Source organism: Aeromonas sp. Marseille-Q5825, from assembly GCF_946892685.1.
GTDB lineage: Bacteria > Pseudomonadota > Gammaproteobacteria > Enterobacterales > Aeromonadaceae > Aeromonas > Aeromonas rivipollensis.
Window position 1 is genome coordinate 762,130 of record NZ_CAMPOU010000001.1, and the last position, 21,449, is coordinate 783,578.

Sequence of the window (21,449 nt, forward strand, 5' to 3'; positions counted from 1 at the left end):
GCTGCAAGGCCAGGGGCGCAATAAAAAGAGGCCGCCCTGTGCCGGGCGGCCTCCTGTCTCAATACTTCACGTTGGGGTGGTACTTGCCGAGGATGGCCTGGACCCTGTCCATGGTCTCCTTGCTGGGGGGCTTGATCCCGGTCAGATCGTAAGTGTCTCCCAGCACGTCCCACTTGTGCTTGCCGAGTTCGTGGTAGGGCAGCAGCTCCACCTTCTCGACGCACTCCCCCAGCTCTGCGATGAACTGGCCGAGCCCTTCGGCGCTCTCGTCATCGTCGGACCAGGTGGGCACCACCACGTAGCGGATCCACATGGTCTGGCCGCGGGACGCCAGGTAGCGGGCGAACTCCAGGGTGTACTTGTTGCTGACATGGGTGAGGGGGATGTGCTTCTCGTCGTTGATCTGCTTGATGTCGAGCAGCACCAGATCTGTGTTGTCGAGCACCCGATCGAGCAGCTCGTCGTAGTGACGCACGAAGCCGTTGGTATCCAGGCAGGTGTGGATCCCTTGCGCCTGGCAGGCGGCAAACAGCTCGGCGATGAACTCTTGCTGCAGCATGGCTTCCCCACCGGAGGCGGTGACGCCGCCGCCGGAGGCATTCATGAAGTGGCGGTAGCTGGTGAGATCCTGCATCAACTCGGGCACAGTGACCTCGCGGCCGCCCTGGGTGTCCCAGGTGTCCCGGTTGTGGCAATACTTGCAGCGCATCAGGCAGCCCTGCATGAACACGATGAAGCGGATGCCGGGGCCGTCGACTGTGCCGCAGGTCTCGACGGAATGGATCCGGCCAATGATGTCGGGATTGCTGGTGTCGCTAACGGTGGCGGCAGGGATCCGCTGAGTGCCCTGATCGGCAGGGCCGCTGGTTTCAACGGCAGGGATCCGGTTAATGACTGACATAGACGACTCCAATTGTTCGGACAGGGTTCGAGCGGTCGTTATTTTATGACATAAAGCCCTATAAATCCTACCAGTTTAGCCTGCCGGGGTGGCACCCAGCAGACTCTCCAGTGCCTTGACGGGGAGCGGGCGGCTGGTCAGGAAGCCTTGGTAGTGCTGGCATCCCAGGGCCTTGAGCACGGCCAGCTGCTCCTCGTCCTCCACCCCTTCGGCGGTCACCGTGAAGCGAAACACCTTGGCGAGATCCAGGATGGCCTTGACGATGGCCTTGTCCTGCTCGCTGTGTACCAGCGTCTGGATGAAGCTCCTATCCAGTTTGACCTCATCGGCGGGCAGATCGCGCAAATAGGCGAGAGAAGAGTAACCAGTACCGAAGTCATCGATGGAGATGAGGATGCCCAGCCCCTTGAGCTGGCGGATCTTGGCGATGCTGTCCAGCCGGTTCTCCAGCACCACGGACTCGGTGACCTCCAGCAGCAGGCGCGACGGCGGCACCCCGGTATCGCGCAGCACGTACTCCACCTGCTGCACGAAGCCGGCGGTGTGGAACTGGCGGGCGCTGACGTTGACCGACAGATGGGGGATGGCGAGGCCGTTGTTGAGCCAGAAGCTGTATTGGGCGCAGGCGGTCTTCATCACCCAGTAGCCTATCTCCTGGATCAGTGTGGTCTCTTCGGCGATGGGAATGAAGTCCCCGGGGGGGATCATGGTGCCGTCCATCTTCTGCCAGCGTAGCAGGGCCTCCACGCCCGAGAGGCTGCCGTTGTCGACTCTGTACTGGGGTTGATAGTGCAGCACCAGCTCGTTGTTGCGCAGGGCATCGCGCAGCTGGTTGTTGAGGGAGAGCTTGCTCTTCTCCTTCTCCGCCATGGCCTCGCTGAAGAAGATGTGGTTGCCCTGGCCGGCCCGTTTGGCCATGTGGACGGCGGTATCGGCCTGCTGCATCAGGATCAGGTGATCCTTGTCATCGTCGCTGAACAGGCTGATCCCCACGGAGGCGCTGCAGTGCAGCTTGTGATCGCCGATGTCGAAGGGGAGCCGGAAAATGCTCATCAGCTCGCGGGCGAAGTGCTCCGCCAGTATCTTGGCGGTGACATAGCCCTGGCCCAGCGCGGTGAACAGCAGGGCGAACTCGTCCCCCGAGGTGCGGGCCAGCACCAGGTTCTCCTGGGGCAGGGACTTGAGCCGCACCACCACGGCCTGGAGCAGCAGATCGCCGCAGGCGTGGCCGAGGGAGTCGTTGATCGACTTGAAGTTGTCGAGATCCAGCAGCAGCAATGCCCCCCACTGCCCGTTCGGGATCGCAAGGGTGCGCTGCATGATGTCGTTCAGGCTGCGCCTGTTGTAGAGGTCGCACAGATCGTCGTAATAGGCGAGCCGCTCTATGTGGCGGGCCGCCTCCCTCTCCTGGGTGATGTCGTGGAAGCTGCAGACGAAATGGCTGATCTCGTCCTCCTCATCCTTGACGCCGCTCACCATCAGTCGCACCGGGAAGAGATGGCCCTCCTTGTGCAGGCACTGCTCCTCGCCGAGCCAGTATCCCTGCTTATCGACGGCGGCAATGACCTCCTGCTTGAGGCTGTCGCCATAGTAGGTGGGCCTCAGGGCCTCGATATGCTGACCGAGCATCTCGTCGTCCCCGAACCCTGTGATGCGGCTGAAGGAGTCGTTGACCTTGAGGATGATGCCGCCGTGATCCATCACCAGCAGACCGTCGTGGGTGTTGAAGGCCACCTCGGCCAGGCGCAGGGCATCGTCGTTGGCGAGGCGCTGCAGCTCGATGGCGGCCCGCTCACGCTGCTCGTAGAGTGCATCGAGCAGGGGAATGGGGTCGGCCAGCGGCCCGTCGAGCAGCAGGGTGATCTGACCCAGGGGGACGCCGCCCTGGCCCTGGAGGGGAATGCCGATGTAGGCCTTGGCGTTGAGGGCCAGCAACTGGGTGGCCTGGGGATAGCGCAGGGGCAGGTCTTCCACATAGAGGCTCTGGCCGTGCTGGAAGATCTCCCGGCCCGGGCCTATCTCCATCCGCATGGGCTTGACCGCGGAGAAGGTCTCTCCTTCCAGCACGCAGCGGGGAATGAGCCAGAGATCCTGGCCGCGCAGCTGAAACTCTCCGAGCCAGCCGATGCGGGCGCCGCTCGCCGTCATGGCCCAGCGCACCAGGGCGCGGCAATACTCATTGCCGGTCTTGCAACTGAGCCCGCTTGGCAGGGTGAAGGGGGAGGCCTCGGTCACCTCGAGTTCGGGCTGCCAGTGGCCCAGCAACTGGGCGCAGTGGCGCACCAGCTGCAGCGTCTCTTCGCCTATCAGGGTCGTCTCGGCGTATTCGAGGCTGAGCACGCCGATGAGCTTCTCCTGCTCCAGCAAAGCGCCGTCCAGGCGGGAGCTGACATTGGCATTGGCCAGATAATAGTGCTGGCTCAGCATGGGCTGATGGGCGGCCTCCGAGAAGCTCAGGGCCCCCCGGGTACGCAAGGCCCGGATGTAGCGGCTGTCACCGCGAATGGCACCGACAGAATCCGCATTCAGGGTGAAGACAGGGGTCAGCTGCTCGCTGCCGAGGGGGCCATTGGCCTGGTAGTGCCAGAGGATGAGGCGATCGGCCCCCAGACACTCCCTGAGACTCTCCAGCATGGGGGCATACTGCTGCTGGCTGGCCATCTGGCTCAGGCGCGGCAGTTGCAGCGACAAGCTGGCAGCACTCTCCTGGGGTTGGGTCTGCAGGCAGATGAGCCAGAAGGCGTCCTGTTCATGGGAGAGGGAGATATGCCACTGCTGGGCGGCAAAGCGCAGCAGCAGCTTGCCCCCCTTGCCGCTGGCGAGCCGCTGCTCTATGGGCTGGCGCAGGGCATCGGGCAACTGGGCCGGCCAGGCGCTGCGGGGCTCATCGAGCCAGTGGAGCGGGGTCTGCATCACATCGGTCAGGGCGACCAGCCGTTGACTACGGGTATCCAGGCGAAAGAACAGGGGGGCCTGGCTGGCTGTCGGGAGATGACTGAGCGCGGTAGACGACATGAACTGACACTATCCTGTTGAGCAATTGTCGGAGGGCAAGAATACTGCAAATCTGCGGCAAACAAAATTTCATTGAAACCTAAATTAGATTATTCTAATTTAATGTCAATTTCTCGTTGAGTGGAGTCTTGCAGATGAAACGGATCCTGATTGTGGGTGGTGTCGCCGGGGGCGCGTCGGCGGCGGCCCGCGCCCGTCGTGTGAGCGAAGAGGCTGAGATAGTGATGTTCGAGCGGGGCGAGTTTGTCAGCTTCGCCAACTGCGGTCTGCCCTATCACATCGGAGGGGATATCCCCAATCGGGATGCCTTGTTGCTGCAGACGCCCCAGAGCTTCAAGCGCCGTTTCAACGTCGATGTGCGGGTCTTCCACGAGGTGATCGAGATAGACAAGGGGGGCAAGAGCCTGCTGGTGCGCAACCTGCAAACCGGCGAGGAGCGGCGCGAGCCCTACGATCTGCTGCTGCTGAGCCCGGGGGCGGCGCCTATTCGTCCTCCCTTCCCCGGCATCGACAGCCCGGGCGTGCACACCCTGCGCAACATCCCCGACATGGATCGCATCCTGGCGGCCCTGTACCACGACAAGCCGCGCCATGTCACCGTGGTCGGGGGTGGCTTTATCGGGCTGGAGATGATGGAGGCGCTGCACCAGCGCAAGCTGGAGGTCACCCTGCTGGAGCTCTCCGATCAGGTGATGGCGCCGGTGGATAAAGAGATGGCCAACATGCTCCATGCCCGTATCCGGGAAGAGGGGATCGATCTGCGTCTGCGCACCGGCCTCTGTGCCATCGAGCGTCTGGATGTGCCGGCAGAGAAGACCTCGGCCGTATCTGTCGCCAGCTGTGCCGGCCTGCGCCTGACCCTCAATGACGGCTCTCACCTCGACACCGGCATGCTGATCCTGGCCATAGGCGTCAAGCCTGAGACCCTGCTCGCCGCCAAGGCGGGGCTGGAATTGGGCCCGCGCGGCGGCATCAAGGTGGATGCCGGCATGCGCACCTCGGATCCCTTCATCTACGCGGTGGGGGATGCGGTGGAGGAGACAGATTTCGTCACCGGCGAGTCCGTGCTGATCCCGCTGGCGGGCCCCGCCAACCGTCAGGGGCGCATCGCCGCCGACAACATGCTGGGGCGAAGCGAGACCTACAAGAAGACGCAAGGCACCGCCATCTGCAAGCTGTTCGACCTGGCGGTGGCCAGCACAGGCCTCAACGAGAAGCGGCTGGTGCAGCTGGGTCTGCCGTTCGAGAAGGTCTATGTCCACCCGGGCAGCCACGCCGGCTACTATCCCGGCGCCCACCCGGTCAGCCTCAAGCTGCTGTTTGCCCCGGATGGCAAGATTTATGGCGCCCAGGCCATCGGCAAGGATGGCATCGACAAGCGCATCGACGTGCTGGCGGTGGCCCAGCGTGCCGGGCTCACCGTCTTTGACTTGCAGGATCTGGAGCTCACCTATGCGCCGCCGTTCGGCTCGGCCAAGGATGTGATCAACATGGCGGGCTTCGTGGCGAGCAACCACTTGAAGGGGGATACCATCCTCTGCCACGCCGCCGAGGTGCAGGCCCGCAACCCGCACCAGCAGGTGCTGGATGTGCGAAGCGCCCCCGAGCTCGACAAGCTGGGGCGCATCCCGGGGGCCCTGCATATTCCCCTCGACGAGCTGCGCGGTCGTCTCGATGAGCTGCCCAAGGATAAAGAGCTGCTCATCAGCTGTCAGGTGGGCCTGCGCGGCCATGTGGCCTGTCGCCTGCTGAGCCAGCACGGCTTCAAGGTGAAGAACCTCTCCGGTGGCTTCAAGACCTGGCAATTGGCCATCGCCGAATAGGCCTGCCCGGCCGAAATGGCCCAATTGACTGCTTTGCATGAAAATGGGCCACTCCATGGAGTGGCCCATTTTTACACCATGAGCACAGCCCGATCAGGGGGCGCTGTCATTGAGCTGCTTGCGAATGTGGTGCTGCAAGACCGCCAGCATGGAGGCACCGGAGAGGCCTATCATCAGGGCGCCGTTGACCGCTTCGAGGGGGCCGAGCAGCTTCCACTGCGGGCTCATGACGATGTCGCCATAGCCCAGGGTGGCGAAGTTGACCCCGGAGTGATAGACGGCCTCCTGCAGGGTGTCGAACTCCCCGAGCCACAGGAAGAGCCCGCCCCAGACGCCGATCTGTGCCAGGTTGCCCAGCATCACTAGGGTGATGATGCCAAACAGCGCCAGCATGCCGGCCAGCACCCCCTCACGCTTGCCGAACCGCTTGATGTAGAAGCGGATGCACCAGACGGATACCAGGGATTGCAACAGCATGTTGATCAGGATCACCGGGATGCCGACCATAAATATGAGAAACATGTCAGTCTCCTAACTTGGCTTCTGCCAGTGGGCGGCCGACCGGCCACCACTGCTCGAGCAGCAAGATACACAGCCAGCCATAGCCGGCCACCACCAGATAGAGGCCACAACGCATGGCCGCCGCCAACCACACATCCTTGCCGGTGGCGCTGTCCTCGATGGCCGGGCCAAACAGGATGAGCGCCGTGATCCAGGCGTTGCTCCAGAACGACGGCGAGCAGCGGCTCGCCACCAGCCGGATCAGACGCCGCGCCAGCCAGAGGGTCATCAGGGCCAGCATCAGCACCAGCATCAAGAGCGAGGGCCAGAGGCTGAGCCCCAGCCAGAGTGCGCAGGCCAGCAGGGCGCCCATCAGGGTCGAGAGCACCAGCTCCTGGCCCGCCTGTCTGGCGTTGAGGGAGGTACTCTGCTGGGCCAGCGCCACCGTCTTCATCACCGCCGGAATGTAGAATGCCGGGTTGCCGAGAGCCAGCAGCCACACCGGCAGTACGATGGCGACGGCGCGCAGCGCCAGCCGTTTGGGATGTTCGGGGGGCAATGGCACGGGTCTTGCCGCCGCTCCCGCCACCGGCAGGGGAGGGAAGAGCGCGTGGGCCATGCGGTTGACCAGGGTGCCTATCAGGATCCCCAGCCCCATCATCTGGGCGATGGCGATGGCCAGGGACTGCTCGATGAGCCCGGCCACCGGGATCACCGTAATGGCCATGATGAGCAGCATGGCGGCGGCCCCCTTGCCGGCCATCGACTGCTGCATCAGCAGGTAGAGCAGCAGGCCGATGAGCAGCACGGCCGCCAGGGCATAGTGGGTCAGCAGGGGGACCAGCAGCACCCCGGCGGCCATGATCCCCAGTAGCAGTAGCCCCCCTGCCAGCCCCTTCTTCAGGCCGAGGGCCTCCCCGGGTCGGCACAGCACCACCCAGGCCATGATGACGCCGAGGTGGGGCATGGGCAGGGCCAATCCGTAACAGATCCCCGCCGCGAGCCCGATGCCCGTGCCAATGCGCAGTACAGCCCTGTCGGCGTTATGCATATGGCGCCTCAATAGAGGAAGGAGAAGAGGCTCATCAGCCGGATATAGAGCGCCCCCAGGAAGTGCATCACCCCGCTCTCGCCGGTGTAGACCAGCACATCGGCCTGGCCGCCGACCCGCAGCGCCTCGACCGGCGGAAAGTCATCACTCTGGAAGGCGATTTTGACCGGGAAACGTTGTGCCTGACGCAGCCAGTCGCGGTTGTTGTCCACCGTGGGCAGGGCACCGGCGGGCTGGCTCTTGCCATCGCCTACCCCGTAGCCGACGCTGCGGATCTCCCCCTTGAACAGCTGTCCGGGCAAGCTGTCGAGCAATATGGTGACCTTGTCCCCTGGCCGGACGTTGCCCAGGTTGTTCTCCGTCAGATCCGCCGATACCCAGACGTCATGGATGGCGATCAGTGTCATGGCCGGTGCGCCGGCCCCGATGAACTGGCCGGCATCCGTGCTGAGATCCGTGATGAGGCCGCGACCCGGCGCCACCACTCGGGTGTTCTGGCGATCCAGCTGCGCCTTGTGGACAGCCGAGCGGGCGCTGAGCAGCTGGGAGTTGTCATCGCCGCTCGCCCCGGCGGCCTCGATGGCGCGGCGGACGTCGGCTTCCGCTGCCGCCACCTGGCTCCTGGCCGTCTCGCGGGTGGCTTGGGCCACCTCGAGGCGACGCACCGAGATGGCACCCGGATCCTCGCGATAGAGCCGCTCCTGGCGCTCCGCATCCTTGGCCGCGTTGTCATAGGCGGCGCGCATGGCCATCAGGGAGGCCTCGGCCGCCTTGACCCCTTCGGTGTTCGCCTTGACGCCGCTCAAGACCGTCTGGTAGTCGGAGTTGGCCTTGGCCAGGGCAATGTCATAGGGTTCGGGGTCTATCTCGAACAGGGGGGAGCCTGCGTCCACGTCCTGATTGTCGTGGACATAGACCCGCTTGATCTGGCCCGACACCTCGGCGGCGACGGGGACCACGAAGGCCTGCACCCGGGCCTGGGAGCTGTATGGGGTCAGCCGGTCCGCCAGCAGATACCAGATGAGCAGGAGGAGGATTGCAGCCAGCAGCCCTAGGGTGGCGCGGCGGCTGGCCTGGCCGGGAGATGCAGTGCTGTCAGTCATGGGAGCTTGCCTTCTGTGTCATGGGGGAGTGGGTTGCGTCGAGCAGGGGAGCCCAGTCGGCGCGCGTGCGCAGCTGGGCCTCCACCTCGGGGGTCACCAGGGGGCGTTCACGCCCCTGTTCCCAACCGCCACCCAGTGCCTTGTAGAGCGTGATGAGATCGCGCATCCGGGCGCCACGGCTGTTGACCAGGCGCTCCTGCTGGTTGAACAGGGCGCGCTGGGAGTCGAGCACCCGCTGGAAGTCCGCCATCCCCTCGCGATACTGGGTGTTGGCTATCTCGAGGGAGCGACGGGCGGCCTCGCCGGTCTGGGTCAGCAGGGCGATCTCGTCCTGGCCGTTGGCGTAGGCCACGGCCGCGTCATCCACCTCGCGGGCCGCCTTGAACACGCTGTCACGATAGCGCTCGTGCAGTTGCTGGAAGCGGGCGTCCTGCACCAGGATCTGGTTGCCGAGCCGTCCCTGATCGAGCAGGTTCCAGCTGAGCGAAGGGCCGACGGCCCAGGAGAAGGTGCCGCTCTCCCCATTGGTGGCGTTGACGCCCAGGGTGCCGAGCAGGGTGATGGAGGGGTAGAGCTCGCTCTCGGCCACCCCTATCAGGGCCGACTGGGCGGCCAGTTGCCGCTCCGCGACCCGCACATCGGGGCGTCGGCGCAGCAGATCGGCCGGCATCTCGGTGACCAGAGCCAGCTCGCCCTGGGGGATCTTGCCGGTGTTGGTGCCCATCTCGGGCAGGGGGCCAGGGGGTCTGGCAATCAGGGTCGAGAGGGCATTCTGGCTCTGGCGCAGGCTGGTCTCGAGTTGCGGAATGCCGGACAGGGTGCCGAGGTACTGGGTCTTGGCCTGCTGCACGTCCAGCTCGGCGCTGTTGCCGCTCTTGAACAGCCGTTCGGTGATCTCCAGGCTGCGCTGCTGGAGGCGGGCATTTTCGCGGGCTATGTAGAGGCGAGCCTCCACGGTGCGGATGCTCACATAGAGCTGGGCCACCTGGGCGGCCATCAGCACCTGGATGTCATCGTACTGGGCCAGGGTGGCGAAGTAGTTGGCATCCGCCGCTTCGATGCCGCGTTCGAACTTGCCCCAGAAGTCGAGCTCCCAGCCGAGGTTGAACCCGGCGCCATAGCTGCTGCCGGCGCTGCTGTGGCCGTTGCGGGTCTGTCCGGCTTGCAGGAACTCGCCCGTGCCCACAGTGGCCTGGGGGCCGAGCAGGCTCTCGGCGATGCCGAGCTGGGCCTGGGCCTCGAGGATCCGCAAGCCTGCGATCCGCACGTCCGGATTCTTTCGCAGCGCTTCCTCGACCAGGGAACTCAGCACGGGATCGTTGAGCCGGTTCCACCATTGGCGATAGTCGGCGGTTGCGCTCGCCTGCTGATCCTCGCTGGCGCTGTGCCAGCTGGCCATCTCTTCGACTCTGGGAGCCTGATAGTCGGGACCTAGCACTGTGCAGGCACTCAATAACAGGCACGCGCCCCCCGTGAACAGGGGGCGCATGGTGTGACGTTGGACGGCCATGGGGTTATTTATCCGCAGAAGCCAGACCTTCGTTGACCCAGGCCATGAAGATGCGATAGCCGATGGAGAGCAGGGTGGCGCCGATGAACATGCCGAGGATGCCACTGGCAGCCATGCCGCCAAGGGCGCCCAGCAGCACCACCGGCATGGGAGCATCGACACCGCGACCCAGCAGCAGCGGTTTGAGGACGTTGTCGGCCATGCCTGCGACGATCAGCAGGACGCTGTAGATGATGTTCACCGCAGTGCCGTGATCACCCGTGCTCCACATGTAGGCGATGGCGGGAGCCGTCACCAGGATCACTGGCACCTGGGCGATGCCGAGGATCAGCGCCAGGACGAAGAAGATGCCGACGGCCGGGATCCCTGCCAGCATCATGACGATGCCCGCCAGCAGCGCCTGGATGAAGGCGACCCCGATGACCCCTTGAGCGACGGCACGTATGGTGCTGGTGCACAGCTTGGTCAGCGCCAGCCCCTTGCGTTCGTCCGTGATGCGCATGGCGATGCGATCGGCGCTCGCAGCACCCGGTGCGCCCCAGGCCATCATGATGCCGGCCACGATGAAGGAGAAGACGAAGCCGAGCAAGCCACCCCCCATGCTGGCCAGGATGCCGACGACCTTCTTGGCCAGATCCCCGAGCTGCGGTTTGTAGCTGACGATGAGGCTGGGCAGATCCACCGAGGCCTTCAGCCAGACGGCATGGAGCTTGGCGCCCACCAGGGGGATGTCGGCGATGTCGGCGGAGGGCGCCGGGATCACCAGGGTGTTGTTGTTCACCTTGTCGACCAGGGAGCTGACGCTGTCACCCAGGGAGCTGACCATGACGACGGTAGGGGCCACGATGAGCAGCACCCCCAGCAAGACCAGCAGGGTAGAGGCCTTGCCCTGTTTCCCGCCAAGGCGCGCGGCAAAGCGCTGGTGGAGGGGATAGAGGGTGACGGCCAGGATCAGGGCCCACAACATCATGTTCATGAAGGGGGAGAACACGGTGAAGCAGAAAGAGCCCAGTGCCAGGATAAGGCCAAACTTGATGAACATATCCAGGAATCTGGCAACCAACCTTTTTTCGACTATGGACAGATCATTATTTTCCATTCTGGTATGACTCCGACGGGGGATGAGCACACAACCATGCTGGCCCAACACAGGTGTCGGGCCAGCAGGCATAGGGTGTGTAGTGATAAAGAACACTGAGTTCAGCGTGTGGGGGGCACTCTGACCTTGCCTGCATTTAATTTATGGCACAGGAACTCAATGTTTAAAAAATATTTAACTGCTTGATATTAGGCTGATTGCTTCTACAACTTCAGCGGTGCCAGAGAATAAAGAGTATTCCTATACCACACAAGGGAACTGTTGCCCCCAGTCTAGCTTGGGTTCAGAAAACGGGGAGGAGTTTACCTGTATAAAATAACTGTCGAAAAAAGAGTTTCGAATGGGAAATATTATTTGCTGGCTCATTAATAGCTATTTCTGCTGCCAGTAACGGAATGCCGTGGATGATGTGTCCGCCGCACTGAGCTTTGTGTTAATGGGGGCGACGTTTTATCCTATTGGCTCCTGCGCTGCGCTGGCGGCGACTCAACCCGGGATCAAACCTATGCGTCTCCTCAAGCCCTCTCCTGTGTCTCGCGTCCCTCGCTTACTGGCCTCGTTATTGGCGGGGGTGGGGGCTCTGCTGCTGGCAGGCTGCGGCCCGGACACCCCGGCGCCCGCATCTCCCTCAACCGAGGCGCAGCAGGAGGCGGGAGCTCCAAGTTCTGTGGTGCAGGCCAATGCCCGCCAGTATCGGGATGCCCCGGCGCTGGCACTGGTCTTCTCCGGCCCCCTGACGCCCAAGGCGAACTGGCAGAGTTGGCTCATTGTCAATGAAGGGGGCAAGCAGGTGCAGGGGGAGTGGATCCTCGCCGAAGATGGTCGCACCCTCTATTTCCCGAATGTCCAGCCCGACAAGAGCTATGAGGTGAGTCTCAAGGCGGGGCTGGGCCCATCTCCCCAGCGCTGGACCCTCAAGACCCGACCGCTGGAGGCGGGGGCCTCCTTTACCGCCAGCGGCATGGTATTGCCCCTGCGCGAGGAGCTGCGCCTGCCCATCAGCGCGGTCAACGTGGACGAGGTCAACATCGACTTCTTCCGGATCGATGCCGAGTATCTGCCGCGCTTCCTGGCCGAGTATCGCCCCGGCGCCGGCATGGGCAACTGGGATCTGGAGCAGGTCACCCAGCGTGCCAAGCGGGTGTTCAGCGGCCGCTATGCCCTGGCGCTCGATGCCAACCGGCGCGAGACCCGCCTCATCAATGTGAAGGAGCCGCAACTGGCCGAGGCCGGGGTCTATTTTGCGGTGATGTCGCCCCTTGGCAACTACGACTGGCGCAAGGAGACCACCTATTTCGCGGTGAGCGACATGGGGCTCAGTGCCCGCCGCTACCGGGATCGACTGGAGGTGTTCGTCAGCTCCCTGGCAACCGCCGACCCCCTCAAGGAGGTGCAACTCTCCCTGCTCGACGAGAAGGGCAACCGGCTGCAGGTACAGCAGACAGATCCGCGCGGTCACCGGCGTTTCGAGCAGGTGCAGGGGGCCCGCCTGCTGCTGGCCGAGCAGGGCAAGCATCTGGCTGTGCTGCGCCTCGATGGCGCGGCGCTTGATCTCTCCACCTTCGATCTGGGCACCCAGCCCTGGCAGGCCCAGCAGCTCTATCTGTTCAGTGGGCGGGATCTCTACCGCCCCGGCGAGCGGCTCGACAGCGAGATCCTGCTCAAGGGGCAGGATGGCCAGCTGTTGCCCGGCATGGCGGTGGAGCTGGAGGTGAAACAGCCGGACGGTCAGTTGCTGGAGCAGAAACGGTTGCTGCCTGACACCCTGGGCGCCGCCCACTACGGCCTGCGCCTGCCGCAGGATGCGCCCCTGGGACGCTGGACCATCACCCTCAAGACATCGGCAGGCAGCCGCTTCGAGTGGCCCTTCCTGGTGGAGGAGTTCCTGCCCGAGCGGCTGAAACTGCAGCTCGGCAAGGGGCCGGATGGGGAATTGCAGAGCCCGGAAGCGGCCCTCACCCTGCCGCTGCAGGGGGACTACCTCTATGGTGCCCCGGCGAGCAGTACCAAGGCGAAGGCGGAGGTGAAGATAAGCCGCGCCACCATGCCCTTCACCCAGTGGCAGGAGTTTACCTTAGGGGACGTGCTGCTCGCCGAGCAGGCCAAAGAGCCGGAGCCCCTCAATATCACCTTGAACGAACAGGGGCAGGGGACTTTTTCGTTAGCTGATGAGCTGGATGGCGTGCGTGCCCTCGGGCCGCTGGAGGTGGCCTACCGGGTGTCGCTCTCCGAGCCCGGTGGCCGCGCCGTCAATCGCAGCCGTACCCAGTACGGCTGGCCCGCCGACAGCCAGTGGCCCGCCCTCAGGGCCGATTTCGTGGCAGAGCGGGTAGAGGGGGGCAAACCGCTCCCCTTCCAGATCCTCAACCTCGACGACAAGGGCCAGCCGGTGGCGGGGGCGGTGAAGGTGCGGCTTATCAACGAATACCGCGACTACTACTGGCACTACGCCGACGGCGAGGGATGGAAGTACGAGTTCAACAGCCAGCCCTATCTGGAGCAGGAGCAGACCCTGCAGCTGGACGGCAAGGGGCCGACCGCCCTCAGCCTGCCCCTTGCGGCCGGCTGGTATCGCCTCGAGGTGGAGAACAGCCAGGGCCATCAATCCAGCCTGCGGTTCGAGATCGGCAGCTACGCCTGGGGCGGCGGTGGCGAGCAGGCGCGGCCCGACAAGATTGCCATCACCCTCGACAAACGTGCCTATCAGGCTGGCGACAAGGCCAAGGTGACCCTGGTGGCACCGCGTGCGGGCAAGGGGTTGCTGCTGGTGGAAGATGGCGACGGCCTGCGCTGGTGGCAGCGCATCGAACTGAACGCCGAAGGTGCCGGGCAAGGGGAAGGGCGTGGCGAGTTCGAGATCCCCATCAGCCCCGAGTGGCAACGTCATGATCTCCATATCTCGGCCCAGATCGCCGTCCCTGACAGCGAGTCGAGACCGGCGAGCAGCAAGGGCATTCAAAGCCTGCGTTCGGTCGGCCTGGTGCCGCTCGCGCTCGACCGGGAAGCTCGCCGCCTGCCGCTCACCCTGAGCGCGCCGGATAAAGCCGTGCCGCTCACCCGGCTCGAAGTGACCGCTACCTCCACCCCCAACAGTCAGGGGCGGGTGGTGCTGGCGGCGGTGGACAGGGGCGTGCTCAATATCAGCGACTACCAGCCTCTCGACCCCTTCGAGATCTTCTTCGGTCGCAAGCGCTTCGCACAAGACTTGTTCGACAACTACGGTCAGGTGATCCCGCCCCAGGACGGCAAGCAGGCTCGTCTCAACTACGGCGGTGATGCCCCGGCCCTGAAGAAGGGGGGCGCACTGGAGAGCCGGGTCGAGGTCGCTGCGCTCTGGAGTGGCGAGGTGAGTTTTGATGAGCAGGGCAAGGCGGTGATACCGCTGGATCTGCCCAACTTCAACGGCGAGCTGGCGCTGATGGCACTGGCCTGGAACGAGCAGCAGGTGGGGGAGGCTGAGCGCGCCGTCAAGGTAGTGGCGCCCCTGGTGGCCGAAATTGGCTGGCCACGCTTTGGCGCTCGCGGGGATCAGACCCGGGCCCTGGTGCAGTTGCGTAATATGAGCGGCGAGGATCAGAATCTTTCGCTTGAATGGACCCTCAATGGCGGGCTCAAGGCAAACGGCGAGCTGCCCAGCACCCTTTCCCTTAAAAACGGCGAGGAGCAGTGGCTGACCCTGCCACTCACAGTGACAGGCGCCAGCGGCGTGGCAAGCCTGCAACTGGCGGCCAGCGGCAAGGGCTTTGCGATAAGCCGCGACTGGTCGCTGCCGCTGCGCTCCCCCTGGCCTGCGCAGACTCGCCAGCGCTACCAGATGCTGGCCCCGGGTCAGCAGATGAGCTTTGCCCAGAGCGAACTGGCCGGGCTGGATAGCACCAACCTGCAGGGGCTGCTCAGCCTCTCAGGCACGCCCCCCTGGGATCCTGCCGCCCAGTGGCAGGCGCTGGCCGATTACCCTTATGCCTGTCTGGAGCAGACCCTGTCGCGCGCCTGGCCTTACCTGCTGACCACTGCGGATGAGCGTGTCGCCTGGTCACAACCCACAGAGGGCCGCAAGCCGGTGAGCGAGGCGGATCTGCAGCGCGCCCTGCTGCAACGCTTGCAGCGGCTGCAACTGCCGAGCGGCGGTTTCGGTTTGTGGGATGGACGCTCCGACGAGGAGCAGTGGCTCACCGCCTATGCCGCCGACTATCTGCTGGCCCGCAAGGAGGCGGGGGATGCCGTGCCGGAGGCCATGCTGAGTCAGGCGTTGAACCGGCTGCAGAGTTATCTGACCGACAGCCAGTACGGGGAGCGCTGGAGCAGTGCCCCCGAGCATAGCCGGCTGGCCTATCAGGCCTACAGCGCCTATGTGCTGGCACGGGTGGGCAAGGCGCCGCTTGCCACCCTGCGCCTCATCTGGGAGCAGCAGGCCGATCACGCCCGCTCCGGTTTGCCGCTGCTCCACCTCTCGCTGGCGCTCTCGGCCATGGGGGATGAGCAGAACGCCGCCAAGGCCCTTGCCCGGGCGCAGGCGACCGAGCGCGGTGAGGATTATCTGGGGGATTACGGCTCACCGTTGCGTGACCAGGCCCTCGAGCTATCTCTGCTCCGTCAACACAAGCTGGCCGAGGAGCGCTGGCCAGCGCTGAGCGCCAAGGTGGCCGATACCCTGGCTCACCGTCAGTGGCTCAGCACCCAGGAGCGGCTGGCCCTGTTGCGGCTGGCACAAGTTGATCCCGCCGCTGACTGGCAGGCCAGGTTGGTATCTACCGATGGCGAGCGCCCCTTTGCCGGCGAGGCCAGTGTGCAGCTCGGCGCCCCGGAGGCGCTGACAGCCAGCGCAGTTACCAACGAGGGCAAGGGCTCGCTTTATGTGCAACGCACTCTGATCGGCTACCCCGAACAAGCTCCTACTCGGTTGAGTCAGGGCATGAGCGTCACCCGCAGCTGGTTCAACGGCGACGGCAAGCAGCTTGATCCTGCCAAGGTTCGGGTCGGCGATCTGGTGGTGGTGCGGCTCAATGTGAGTAGCGAATCGGCGGTGCCCGATGCCCTGCTGGTGGAGATGCTGCCGGCCGGTTTCGAGCTGGAGAATCCGGCCCTTGGCAACAGCATCAAGCTGGAAGAGCTTTCGATTGAGGGTAAACCTGCGTGGCAGAGCGAGTGGAACGACTACCTCAAGCATCAGGAGTTTCGTGACGATCGCTACACGGCGGCGCTGGATCTGAGTGCGGGGGGCAACCAGCAGCTGGTCTACCTGATGCGGGCGGTGACGCCGGGTCGTTATCCGGTACCGCCGACCCAGGTGGAGGACATGTACCGGCCTGAACTGCGGGCCCTGGGGGAGGATATTCACGAGGTGAGCATCTCTGAGTAATCTTTCCTCCCTCGAGCGGGTTCGCCCGCTCACCCTCTGGCGGCGCAGTTTGCTGAGGCTTAGTCGCAGTGGCCGTGTTTGCCGTGCCTGGCTTGGCCGTTTGCCACCCTGGCTGCGCTGCTCGGGCATGGGGGCAATCGCCCTTATCCTGTTGCTGCTGACGCTGGATCGCCTCTTCCCGCCGCCGCCGCTGGATCCCGCCTACGCGCGGGTGGTGCTCGATATGAAGGGTCGGCCGCTGCGCGCCTTCGCCGACACCAGCGGCGTGTGGCGCTACCCCGTGACCCTGGAGCAGGTCTCCCCTCGCTATATAGAGGCGTTGCTGGGCTACGAGGATCGCTATTTCTGGCGCCATCCCGGGGTCAATCCGGTGGCCATGGTACGCGGGGTTTGGCAGTGGCTGCGCTACGGGCGGGCCGTCTCTGGGGGCTCGACCCTCACCATGCAGGTGGCCCGCCTCATCGAGCCCTACCACAGGAGCGTGCCCGGCAAGCTGCGCCAGATGGCGCGGGCGCTGCAACTGGAGTGGCATTACGACAAGCGCACCCTGCTCACCGTTTACCTCAACCGGGCCCCCTTTGGCGGCAATCTGGAGGGGGTGCAGGCGGCGAGTTTCGCCTATCTGGGCAAGAGCGCGGCCAAGCTGACCCACGCCGAGGCGGCGCTGCTGGCGGTGCTGCCCCAGGCCCCCAGCCGTTACCGGCCGGACAGGCACCCCGAACGGGCCCGTGCCGCCCGCGACAAGGTGATGCAGCGGCTGGTGGCGCAGGGCGCCTGGCCCGAGGCGGTGTGGCAGGAGGGGCGTATCGAACCGGTACTGGCCCGAGGACACTTCACCCCCATGGAGGCGCCGCTGTTTGCCCGCCTCGTCGCCGACAGCCAGCCGGGGGCCCTGGTGCACACCACCATAGACGGGGATCTGCAGCGCTGGCTGGAGGCCCGGGTGGCGAGCTATATCCGCCGCTTCCCCGAGCAGACCTCGGCCGCCTTGCTGCTGGTGGACAACAGCACAATGGCGGTGCGCGCCTATGTGGGCAGCGCCGAGTATGGCAACTTGCGCCGCCACGGCTACCTCGACATGGTGCAGGCGATCCGCTCCCCGGGATCCACCCTCAAGCCTTTCATTTACGGTCTGGCCCTGGACGAGGGGCTGGTGCACTCGGCCTCCCTGCTCTCCGATGCCCCGAGATTGGGTTCCGACTATAGACCCGCCAATTTTACCGGTGCCTTTCAGGGGCCTGTGACCCTCACCCAGGCGCTGCAGCAATCCCTCAACGTGCCGGCGGTGCAGGTGCTGGAAGCGCTTGGGGCCGACAAGCTGGTCAGCCGGCTCGACAACGCCGGGGTGCGGCTAGCGCTCTCGGACAAGCCCAACCCGGCCATTGCGCTGGGGGCGGCGGGCATTCGGCTCGAGCAGCTGGTGGCGCTCTACAGCGCCCTCACCCGGCAGGGGCAGGTGGCGATGCCGGTCTGGCTGGCGGGGCAGCAGGCGGTGCCCCGCCCCTTGCTGAGCCCGGGGGCCGCCTGGATCATCTGGCAGATATTGAGTGCCCAGGGGCGGGCGGATCAGCCCTTCGCCAGCGAGGCGACCGGCCGGATCAACCGGCTCGCCTGGAAGACCGGCACCAGCTATGGCTATCGGGACAGCTGGGCCATGGGGGTCTCCGGCCGTTGGACCATAGGGGTCTGGCTGGGGCGCCCCGACGGTACCCCCTTGCCGGGCTTTTATGGCCAGAGCGCGGCTGTGCCGCTGCTGCTCTCGGTCTACTCTCGCCTCTCGGACAACAGCCCTTTGCCGGCGCAACCCAATACGGTGAGCGAGGCCGAGATCTGCTGGCCGCTGGGACGCAAGGCAAGCGCGACCCTGCCTGAGGCCTGTTTGCAACGCCAGAGTGCCTGGCTGCTGGAGGCGCGGGATCCGCCCACCCTGCCGGATCCCATGGACTGGCCCTCGCCCCTGCGCCAGGTTGCGCTCACTGCCGAAGGCAAGCCGACCCTGGCCCGCTGCCAGGATGCGGCTCAGTCAGGCGTTCGGGCGCTCTGGCCGCTCTCGCTGGAGCCTTGGCGCACACCCGGCGAGCGCCGTCAGGCGCTGCTGGCAAGTGGTTGTGCGGGGGAAGGGCTAAGCGCCGACTTGCAGGCTCCCATTCGCATCCTGGCCCTGGGGGAGGGCAACCTCATTCGCAGTCAGCGCTACCGCCTGCAACCCAGGGTGTTGGGGGGCGTGGGCAAGCCGCACTGGTTTCTCAACGGCCAGCGGCTGCGCTGGGACGGGGATCAGGTACTGAGCGAGGCAGGACGCTACCAGCTGGTGGTGGTGGACGAGGCGGGCAACAGCGATCGCATCGAGTTTCGGCTGGAGAACCCCTCCTGAGAGAGGCGGGTCAGGGGAGCCTCGTTCAGGGCGACAACATCTTGACGGCAGCCCCTGTGCTGGCGCTGGATCAGGGTTTGACCTGACCCAGCCGGGTGAAGAAGTGCTGACTCTTGCGCTGGTGAAAGTGGCTCTTCTTGATGGGATGGAAGACAAGGCTGCTGTCGGGGTGACTCTCCTTGAGCCTGTGGATCATCGCCATGGCGGGCAATGAGCAGCTGACAAGGGTAGTGAGTGGCAGGCAGCGGGTCTCCGGGCCCAGCAGCTGGTTGAGCCCCTGCTGCGCTTGCTCGAAGCGGGCCAGTACGGCAGGGTCGGCGTAGCCGCTGCCCAGCATGGCGAGCAGGGCATCCAGAGCCTGGTGGAAGGCCGCCAGCTGCTGGCGAAAACCGCTGCGCCCGCGCAGGGCAACCAGCTCATCGAAGGAGATCTCGGCGAGGTGAGTGGGCACTTGCAGCGGGATCTCGAGGTGGAAGCAATCCTGGCCACCCCGGTTGTGGTAGCGGGATTCGAGCAGGTGCAGCAGCCTGTCCAGGTAGTCGTGATCCGTGATGAGGGCCCCCTCATTGGCGAGCGCCCACTCACGGGCGAGGCGCATGGAGAGCAGGTTGGCAAAGCGTCGCGCCATTCTGATCCCCCCCTCATCCTGGGTCGCAAAACCGTGGCTCAGGCAAAAGCCGTGCAGCCGCTCCAGACCCTGCTGGGCGGGGCAGAAGCAGTCGTGGTTGGCACGCTGGCGCCAGCGAGCGATCAGCTCCTTGTTGCCAAACACCTTGTGGCGGACGAAATCGGGGGCGATAAGGCCGGTAATCTGATTCTCGATTTGGGGGGTGATGGCGGCAAAGAAGGCCGGTGCCGGCCGCTCGGCCAGCAGATCGCTCTGCTGGCGCAGGGTATCGAGCAGGGCGGTGAGGCCGCTCTTCTCGCTGACGGTGAAGACGAAGGCGAGCCGCTCCAGATAGATCAGAGCAAACTTGAGCCAGAGTTCATCCCGTACTTCCATGCCGGGGTAGTAGATATAGGTCTTCATCGGATCGTCAGTGTTCAAGCCGGTGGCCAAGGCGCAGGCTCGGGAATATACGCAAGATTGCCGTCTTGCGGCAAACATTGTGTGGGAAAATCTGCCGTCACCTGGCCAGTAGGCGCTGGCGCCAAACTTCTGATATAATTCGCGCCCTTAAATCAAGGCCACCCGAGTCAACACCATGAAGTTCATTATCAAGCTGTTCCCCGAAATCACCATCAAGAGCAAGTCAGTGCGTCAGCGTTTCACCAAGATGCTGCAGGGCAACATCCGTAACGTGTTGCGCCGCTTTGACGAAGACGCCCGCGTGCGGATGGACTGGGACAAGCTGGTAGTGAGCTCCCGCAACGATCAGTTCCACGCCCAGTATCTCGAGACCCTGGCCTGCATCCCTGGCATCCAGTATTTCCTCGAAGTGAAACTGAGCAACTTCACCGATCTGCACGACATCTTCGAGCAGACCCGCGCCGTCTGGGGCGATCGCCTGAAAGGTAAGACCTTCTGCGTGCGTGCCCGTCGCGTCGGCAAGCACGACTTCAGCTCCCTGGAGCTGGAGCGCTATGTGGGTGGCGGCCTCAACCAGCATTGCGAAACCGCTGGTGTGCGCCTGAAGAAGCCGGATATCCAGGTCAATCTGGAAGTGGAAAACGACGAGCTCTACATCATCAGTGCCATCCACCACGGCATGGGCGGCTTCCCCATGGCGACCCAGGAGGACGTGTTGAGCCTGCTCTCCGGCGGCTTCGATTCCGGCGTGGCCTCCTACCAGTTCATCAAGCGCGGCTGCCGCGTGCACTACTGCTTCTTCAACCTCGGCGGCGCTGCCCACGAGATCGGGGTCAAGCAGGTCGCCTATTACCTGTGGAGCAAGTTCGGCGCCTCCCACAAGGTGCGTTTCACCGCCATCGACTTTGAGCCCGTGGTGGCCGAGATCCTCGAGAAGATCGACAACGGCCAGATGGGCGTAGTGCTCAAGCGGATGATGATGCGCGCCGCCGGCCAGGTGGCGGAAACCTTCCAGATCCAGGCCCTGGTGACCGGCGAGTGTGTGGGCCAGGTTTCCAGCCAGACTCTCACCAACTTGAACGTGATCGATCGGGTGACCGACAAGGTGATCCTGCGCCCCCTCATCACCTGGGACAAGCCGGACATCATCAGCGAGGCCCGTCGCATCGGTACCCTGGAGTTTGCAGAGACAATGCCGGAGTATTGCGGCGTCATCTCCAAGAAGCCCACCATCAAGGCAGTGCTGTCCAACATCGAGGCGGAAGAGGCCAACTTCGACTTCGCCATCCTGGACAAGGTGGTGAGCGAGGCCCGCTATCTCGACATTCGCCGCATCGGCGAAGAGACTGCCGCCCAGGTGCAGGAGGTGGAGACCACCCAGGTGCTGGCTGCCAATGAAGTCATCCTGGACATCCGCTCCAGTGATGAGCGCGACGAGAAGCCACTGGTGGTGGAAGGGCGCGACGTTCTGCACATCCCCTTCTTCAAGCTGGCGACTGCCTTTGGCGATCTGCCCAAGGAGCAGACCTACCTGCTCTATTGCGATCGCGGCGTGATGAGCAAGTTGCAGGCGCTCTATCTGAAAGAGCAGGGCTTTGACAACGTCAAGGTGTATCGCCCCTGATAGCGGTGTGCATGCGCCCATAAAAAATCCGGCCAAGGTGCCGGATTTTTTTATTTCAC

General features: G+C 64.4%; 12 protein-coding genes. 4 read left to right on the top strand and 8 right to left on the bottom strand.

The features are described from left to right. Nucleotides 1-58: 58 nt before the first annotated feature. A complete protein-coding gene (gene pflA / locus OC537_RS03635; RefSeq protein WP_082030047.1) occupies nt 59-901 on the bottom strand; it encodes a pyruvate formate lyase 1-activating protein in 843 nt (280 codons plus the stop codon). 75 nt (nt 902-976) lie between these two features. After that, nucleotides 977-3,916, bottom strand: coding sequence for a GGDEF and EAL domain-containing protein (locus OC537_RS03640; RefSeq protein WP_262109463.1), 2,940 nt, complete (start codon nt 3,914-3,916; stop codon nt 977-979). 134 nt (nt 3,917-4,050) lie between these two features. Between OC537_RS03640 and OC537_RS03645 the strand changes: the two genes are divergently transcribed. Continuing rightward, nucleotides 4,051-5,739: an FAD-dependent oxidoreductase gene (locus tag OC537_RS03645; protein ID WP_262109465.1), complete on the top strand. Its 1,689-nt coding sequence runs from the start codon at nt 4,051-4,053 to the stop codon at nt 5,737-5,739. A gap of 93 nt (nt 5,740-5,832) precedes the next feature. On the opposite strand, the gene OC537_RS03650 is transcribed toward OC537_RS03645, so the two are convergent. Genes OC537_RS03650 through OC537_RS03670 form a run of 5 tightly spaced genes read right to left on the bottom strand, consistent with a single transcriptional unit; the run spans nt 5,833 to nt 10,946 of the window. Then, nucleotides 5,833-6,261 carry an ion channel gene (locus OC537_RS03650; protein ID WP_139744508.1) on the bottom strand — a complete coding sequence of 143 codons (429 nt, stop codon included), beginning with the start codon at nt 6,259-6,261 and terminating at the stop codon, nt 5,833-5,835. A 1-nt stretch (nt 6,262) separates the two neighbouring features. After that, nucleotides 6,263-7,291: a DUF2955 domain-containing protein gene (locus OC537_RS03655; RefSeq protein ID WP_163134898.1), complete on the bottom strand. Its 1,029-nt coding sequence runs from the start codon at nt 7,289-7,291 to the stop codon at nt 6,263-6,265. 8 nt (nt 7,292-7,299) lie between these two features. Next, a complete protein-coding gene (locus OC537_RS03660) occupies nt 7,300-8,394 on the bottom strand; it encodes an HlyD family secretion protein (RefSeq protein WP_111912798.1) in 1,095 nt (364 codons plus the stop codon). After that, nucleotides 8,387-9,904, bottom strand: a complete 1,518-nt coding sequence (locus OC537_RS03665; RefSeq protein WP_262109475.1) for an efflux transporter outer membrane subunit — start codon at nt 9,902-9,904, stop codon at nt 8,387-8,389. The genes OC537_RS03660 and OC537_RS03665 overlap by 8 nt, the downstream gene beginning before the upstream one ends. A gap of 4 nt (nt 9,905-9,908) precedes the next feature. Then, nucleotides 9,909-10,946 carry an AI-2E family transporter gene (locus tag OC537_RS03670; protein ID WP_234570474.1) on the bottom strand — a complete coding sequence of 346 codons (1,038 nt, stop codon included), beginning with the start codon at nt 10,944-10,946 and terminating at the stop codon, nt 9,909-9,911. 562 nt (nt 10,947-11,508) lie between these two features. On the opposite strand from OC537_RS03670, the gene OC537_RS03675 reads away from it, so the two are divergent. Together OC537_RS03675 and pbpC are read left to right on the top strand one after the other, a co-directional pair. Next, nucleotides 11,509-16,362 carry an alpha-2-macroglobulin family protein gene (locus OC537_RS03675; RefSeq protein ID WP_262109479.1) on the top strand — a complete coding sequence of 1,618 codons (4,854 nt, stop codon included), beginning with the start codon at nt 11,509-11,511 and terminating at the stop codon, nt 16,360-16,362. Between the two features lie 127 nt (nt 16,363-16,489). Further along, a complete protein-coding gene (pbpC, locus tag OC537_RS03680; protein ID WP_262110547.1) occupies nt 16,490-18,736 on the top strand; it encodes a penicillin-binding protein 1C in 2,247 nt (748 codons plus the stop codon). A gap of 70 nt (nt 18,737-18,806) precedes the next feature. On the opposite strand, the gene OC537_RS03685 is transcribed toward pbpC, so the two are convergent. After that, nucleotides 18,807-19,766 carry a hypothetical protein gene (locus tag OC537_RS03685; RefSeq protein WP_262109483.1) on the bottom strand — a complete coding sequence of 320 codons (960 nt, stop codon included), beginning with the start codon at nt 19,764-19,766 and terminating at the stop codon, nt 18,807-18,809. A gap of 175 nt (nt 19,767-19,941) precedes the next feature. Between OC537_RS03685 and thiI the strand changes: the two genes are divergently transcribed. Next, nucleotides 19,942-21,390, top strand: a complete 1,449-nt coding sequence (gene thiI, locus OC537_RS03690; RefSeq protein WP_262109485.1) for a tRNA uracil 4-sulfurtransferase ThiI — start codon at nt 19,942-19,944, stop codon at nt 21,388-21,390. The last annotated feature ends 59 nt before the right edge of the window (nt 21,391-21,449 follow it).

What these genes read in the sequence shown, in the direction of transcription:
- pflA (WP_082030047.1), bottom strand. Translation starts at nt 901, where the DNA reads ATGTCAGTCATTAACCGGATCCCTGCCGTTGAAACCAGCGGCCCTGCC.
- OC537_RS03640 (WP_262109463.1), bottom strand. Translation starts at nt 3,916, where the DNA reads ATGTCGTCTACCGCGCTCAGTCATCTCCCGACAGCCAGCCAGGCCCCC.
- OC537_RS03645 (WP_262109465.1), top strand. Translation starts at nt 4,051, where the DNA reads ATGAAACGGATCCTGATTGTGGGTGGTGTCGCCGGGGGCGCGTCGGCG.
- OC537_RS03650 (WP_139744508.1), bottom strand. Translation starts at nt 6,261, where the DNA reads ATGTTTCTCATATTTATGGTCGGCATCCCGGTGATCCTGATCAACATG.
- OC537_RS03655 (WP_163134898.1), bottom strand. Translation starts at nt 7,291, where the DNA reads ATGCATAACGCCGACAGGGCTGTACTGCGCATTGGCACGGGCATCGGG.
- OC537_RS03660 (WP_111912798.1), bottom strand. Translation starts at nt 8,394, where the DNA reads ATGACTGACAGCACTGCATCTCCCGGCCAGGCCAGCCGCCGCGCCACC.
- OC537_RS03665 (WP_262109475.1), bottom strand. Translation starts at nt 9,904, where the DNA reads ATGGCCGTCCAACGTCACACCATGCGCCCCCTGTTCACGGGGGGCGCG.
- OC537_RS03670 (WP_234570474.1), bottom strand. Translation starts at nt 10,946, where the DNA reads ATGTTCATCAAGTTTGGCCTTATCCTGGCACTGGGCTCTTTCTGCTTC.
- OC537_RS03675 (WP_262109479.1), top strand. Translation starts at nt 11,509, where the DNA reads ATGCGTCTCCTCAAGCCCTCTCCTGTGTCTCGCGTCCCTCGCTTACTG.
- pbpC (WP_262110547.1), top strand. Translation starts at nt 16,490, where the DNA reads ATGGGGGCAATCGCCCTTATCCTGTTGCTGCTGACGCTGGATCGCCTC.
- OC537_RS03685 (WP_262109483.1), bottom strand. Translation starts at nt 19,766, where the DNA reads ATGAAGACCTATATCTACTACCCCGGCATGGAAGTACGGGATGAACTC.
- thiI (WP_262109485.1), top strand. Translation starts at nt 19,942, where the DNA reads ATGAAGTTCATTATCAAGCTGTTCCCCGAAATCACCATCAAGAGCAAG.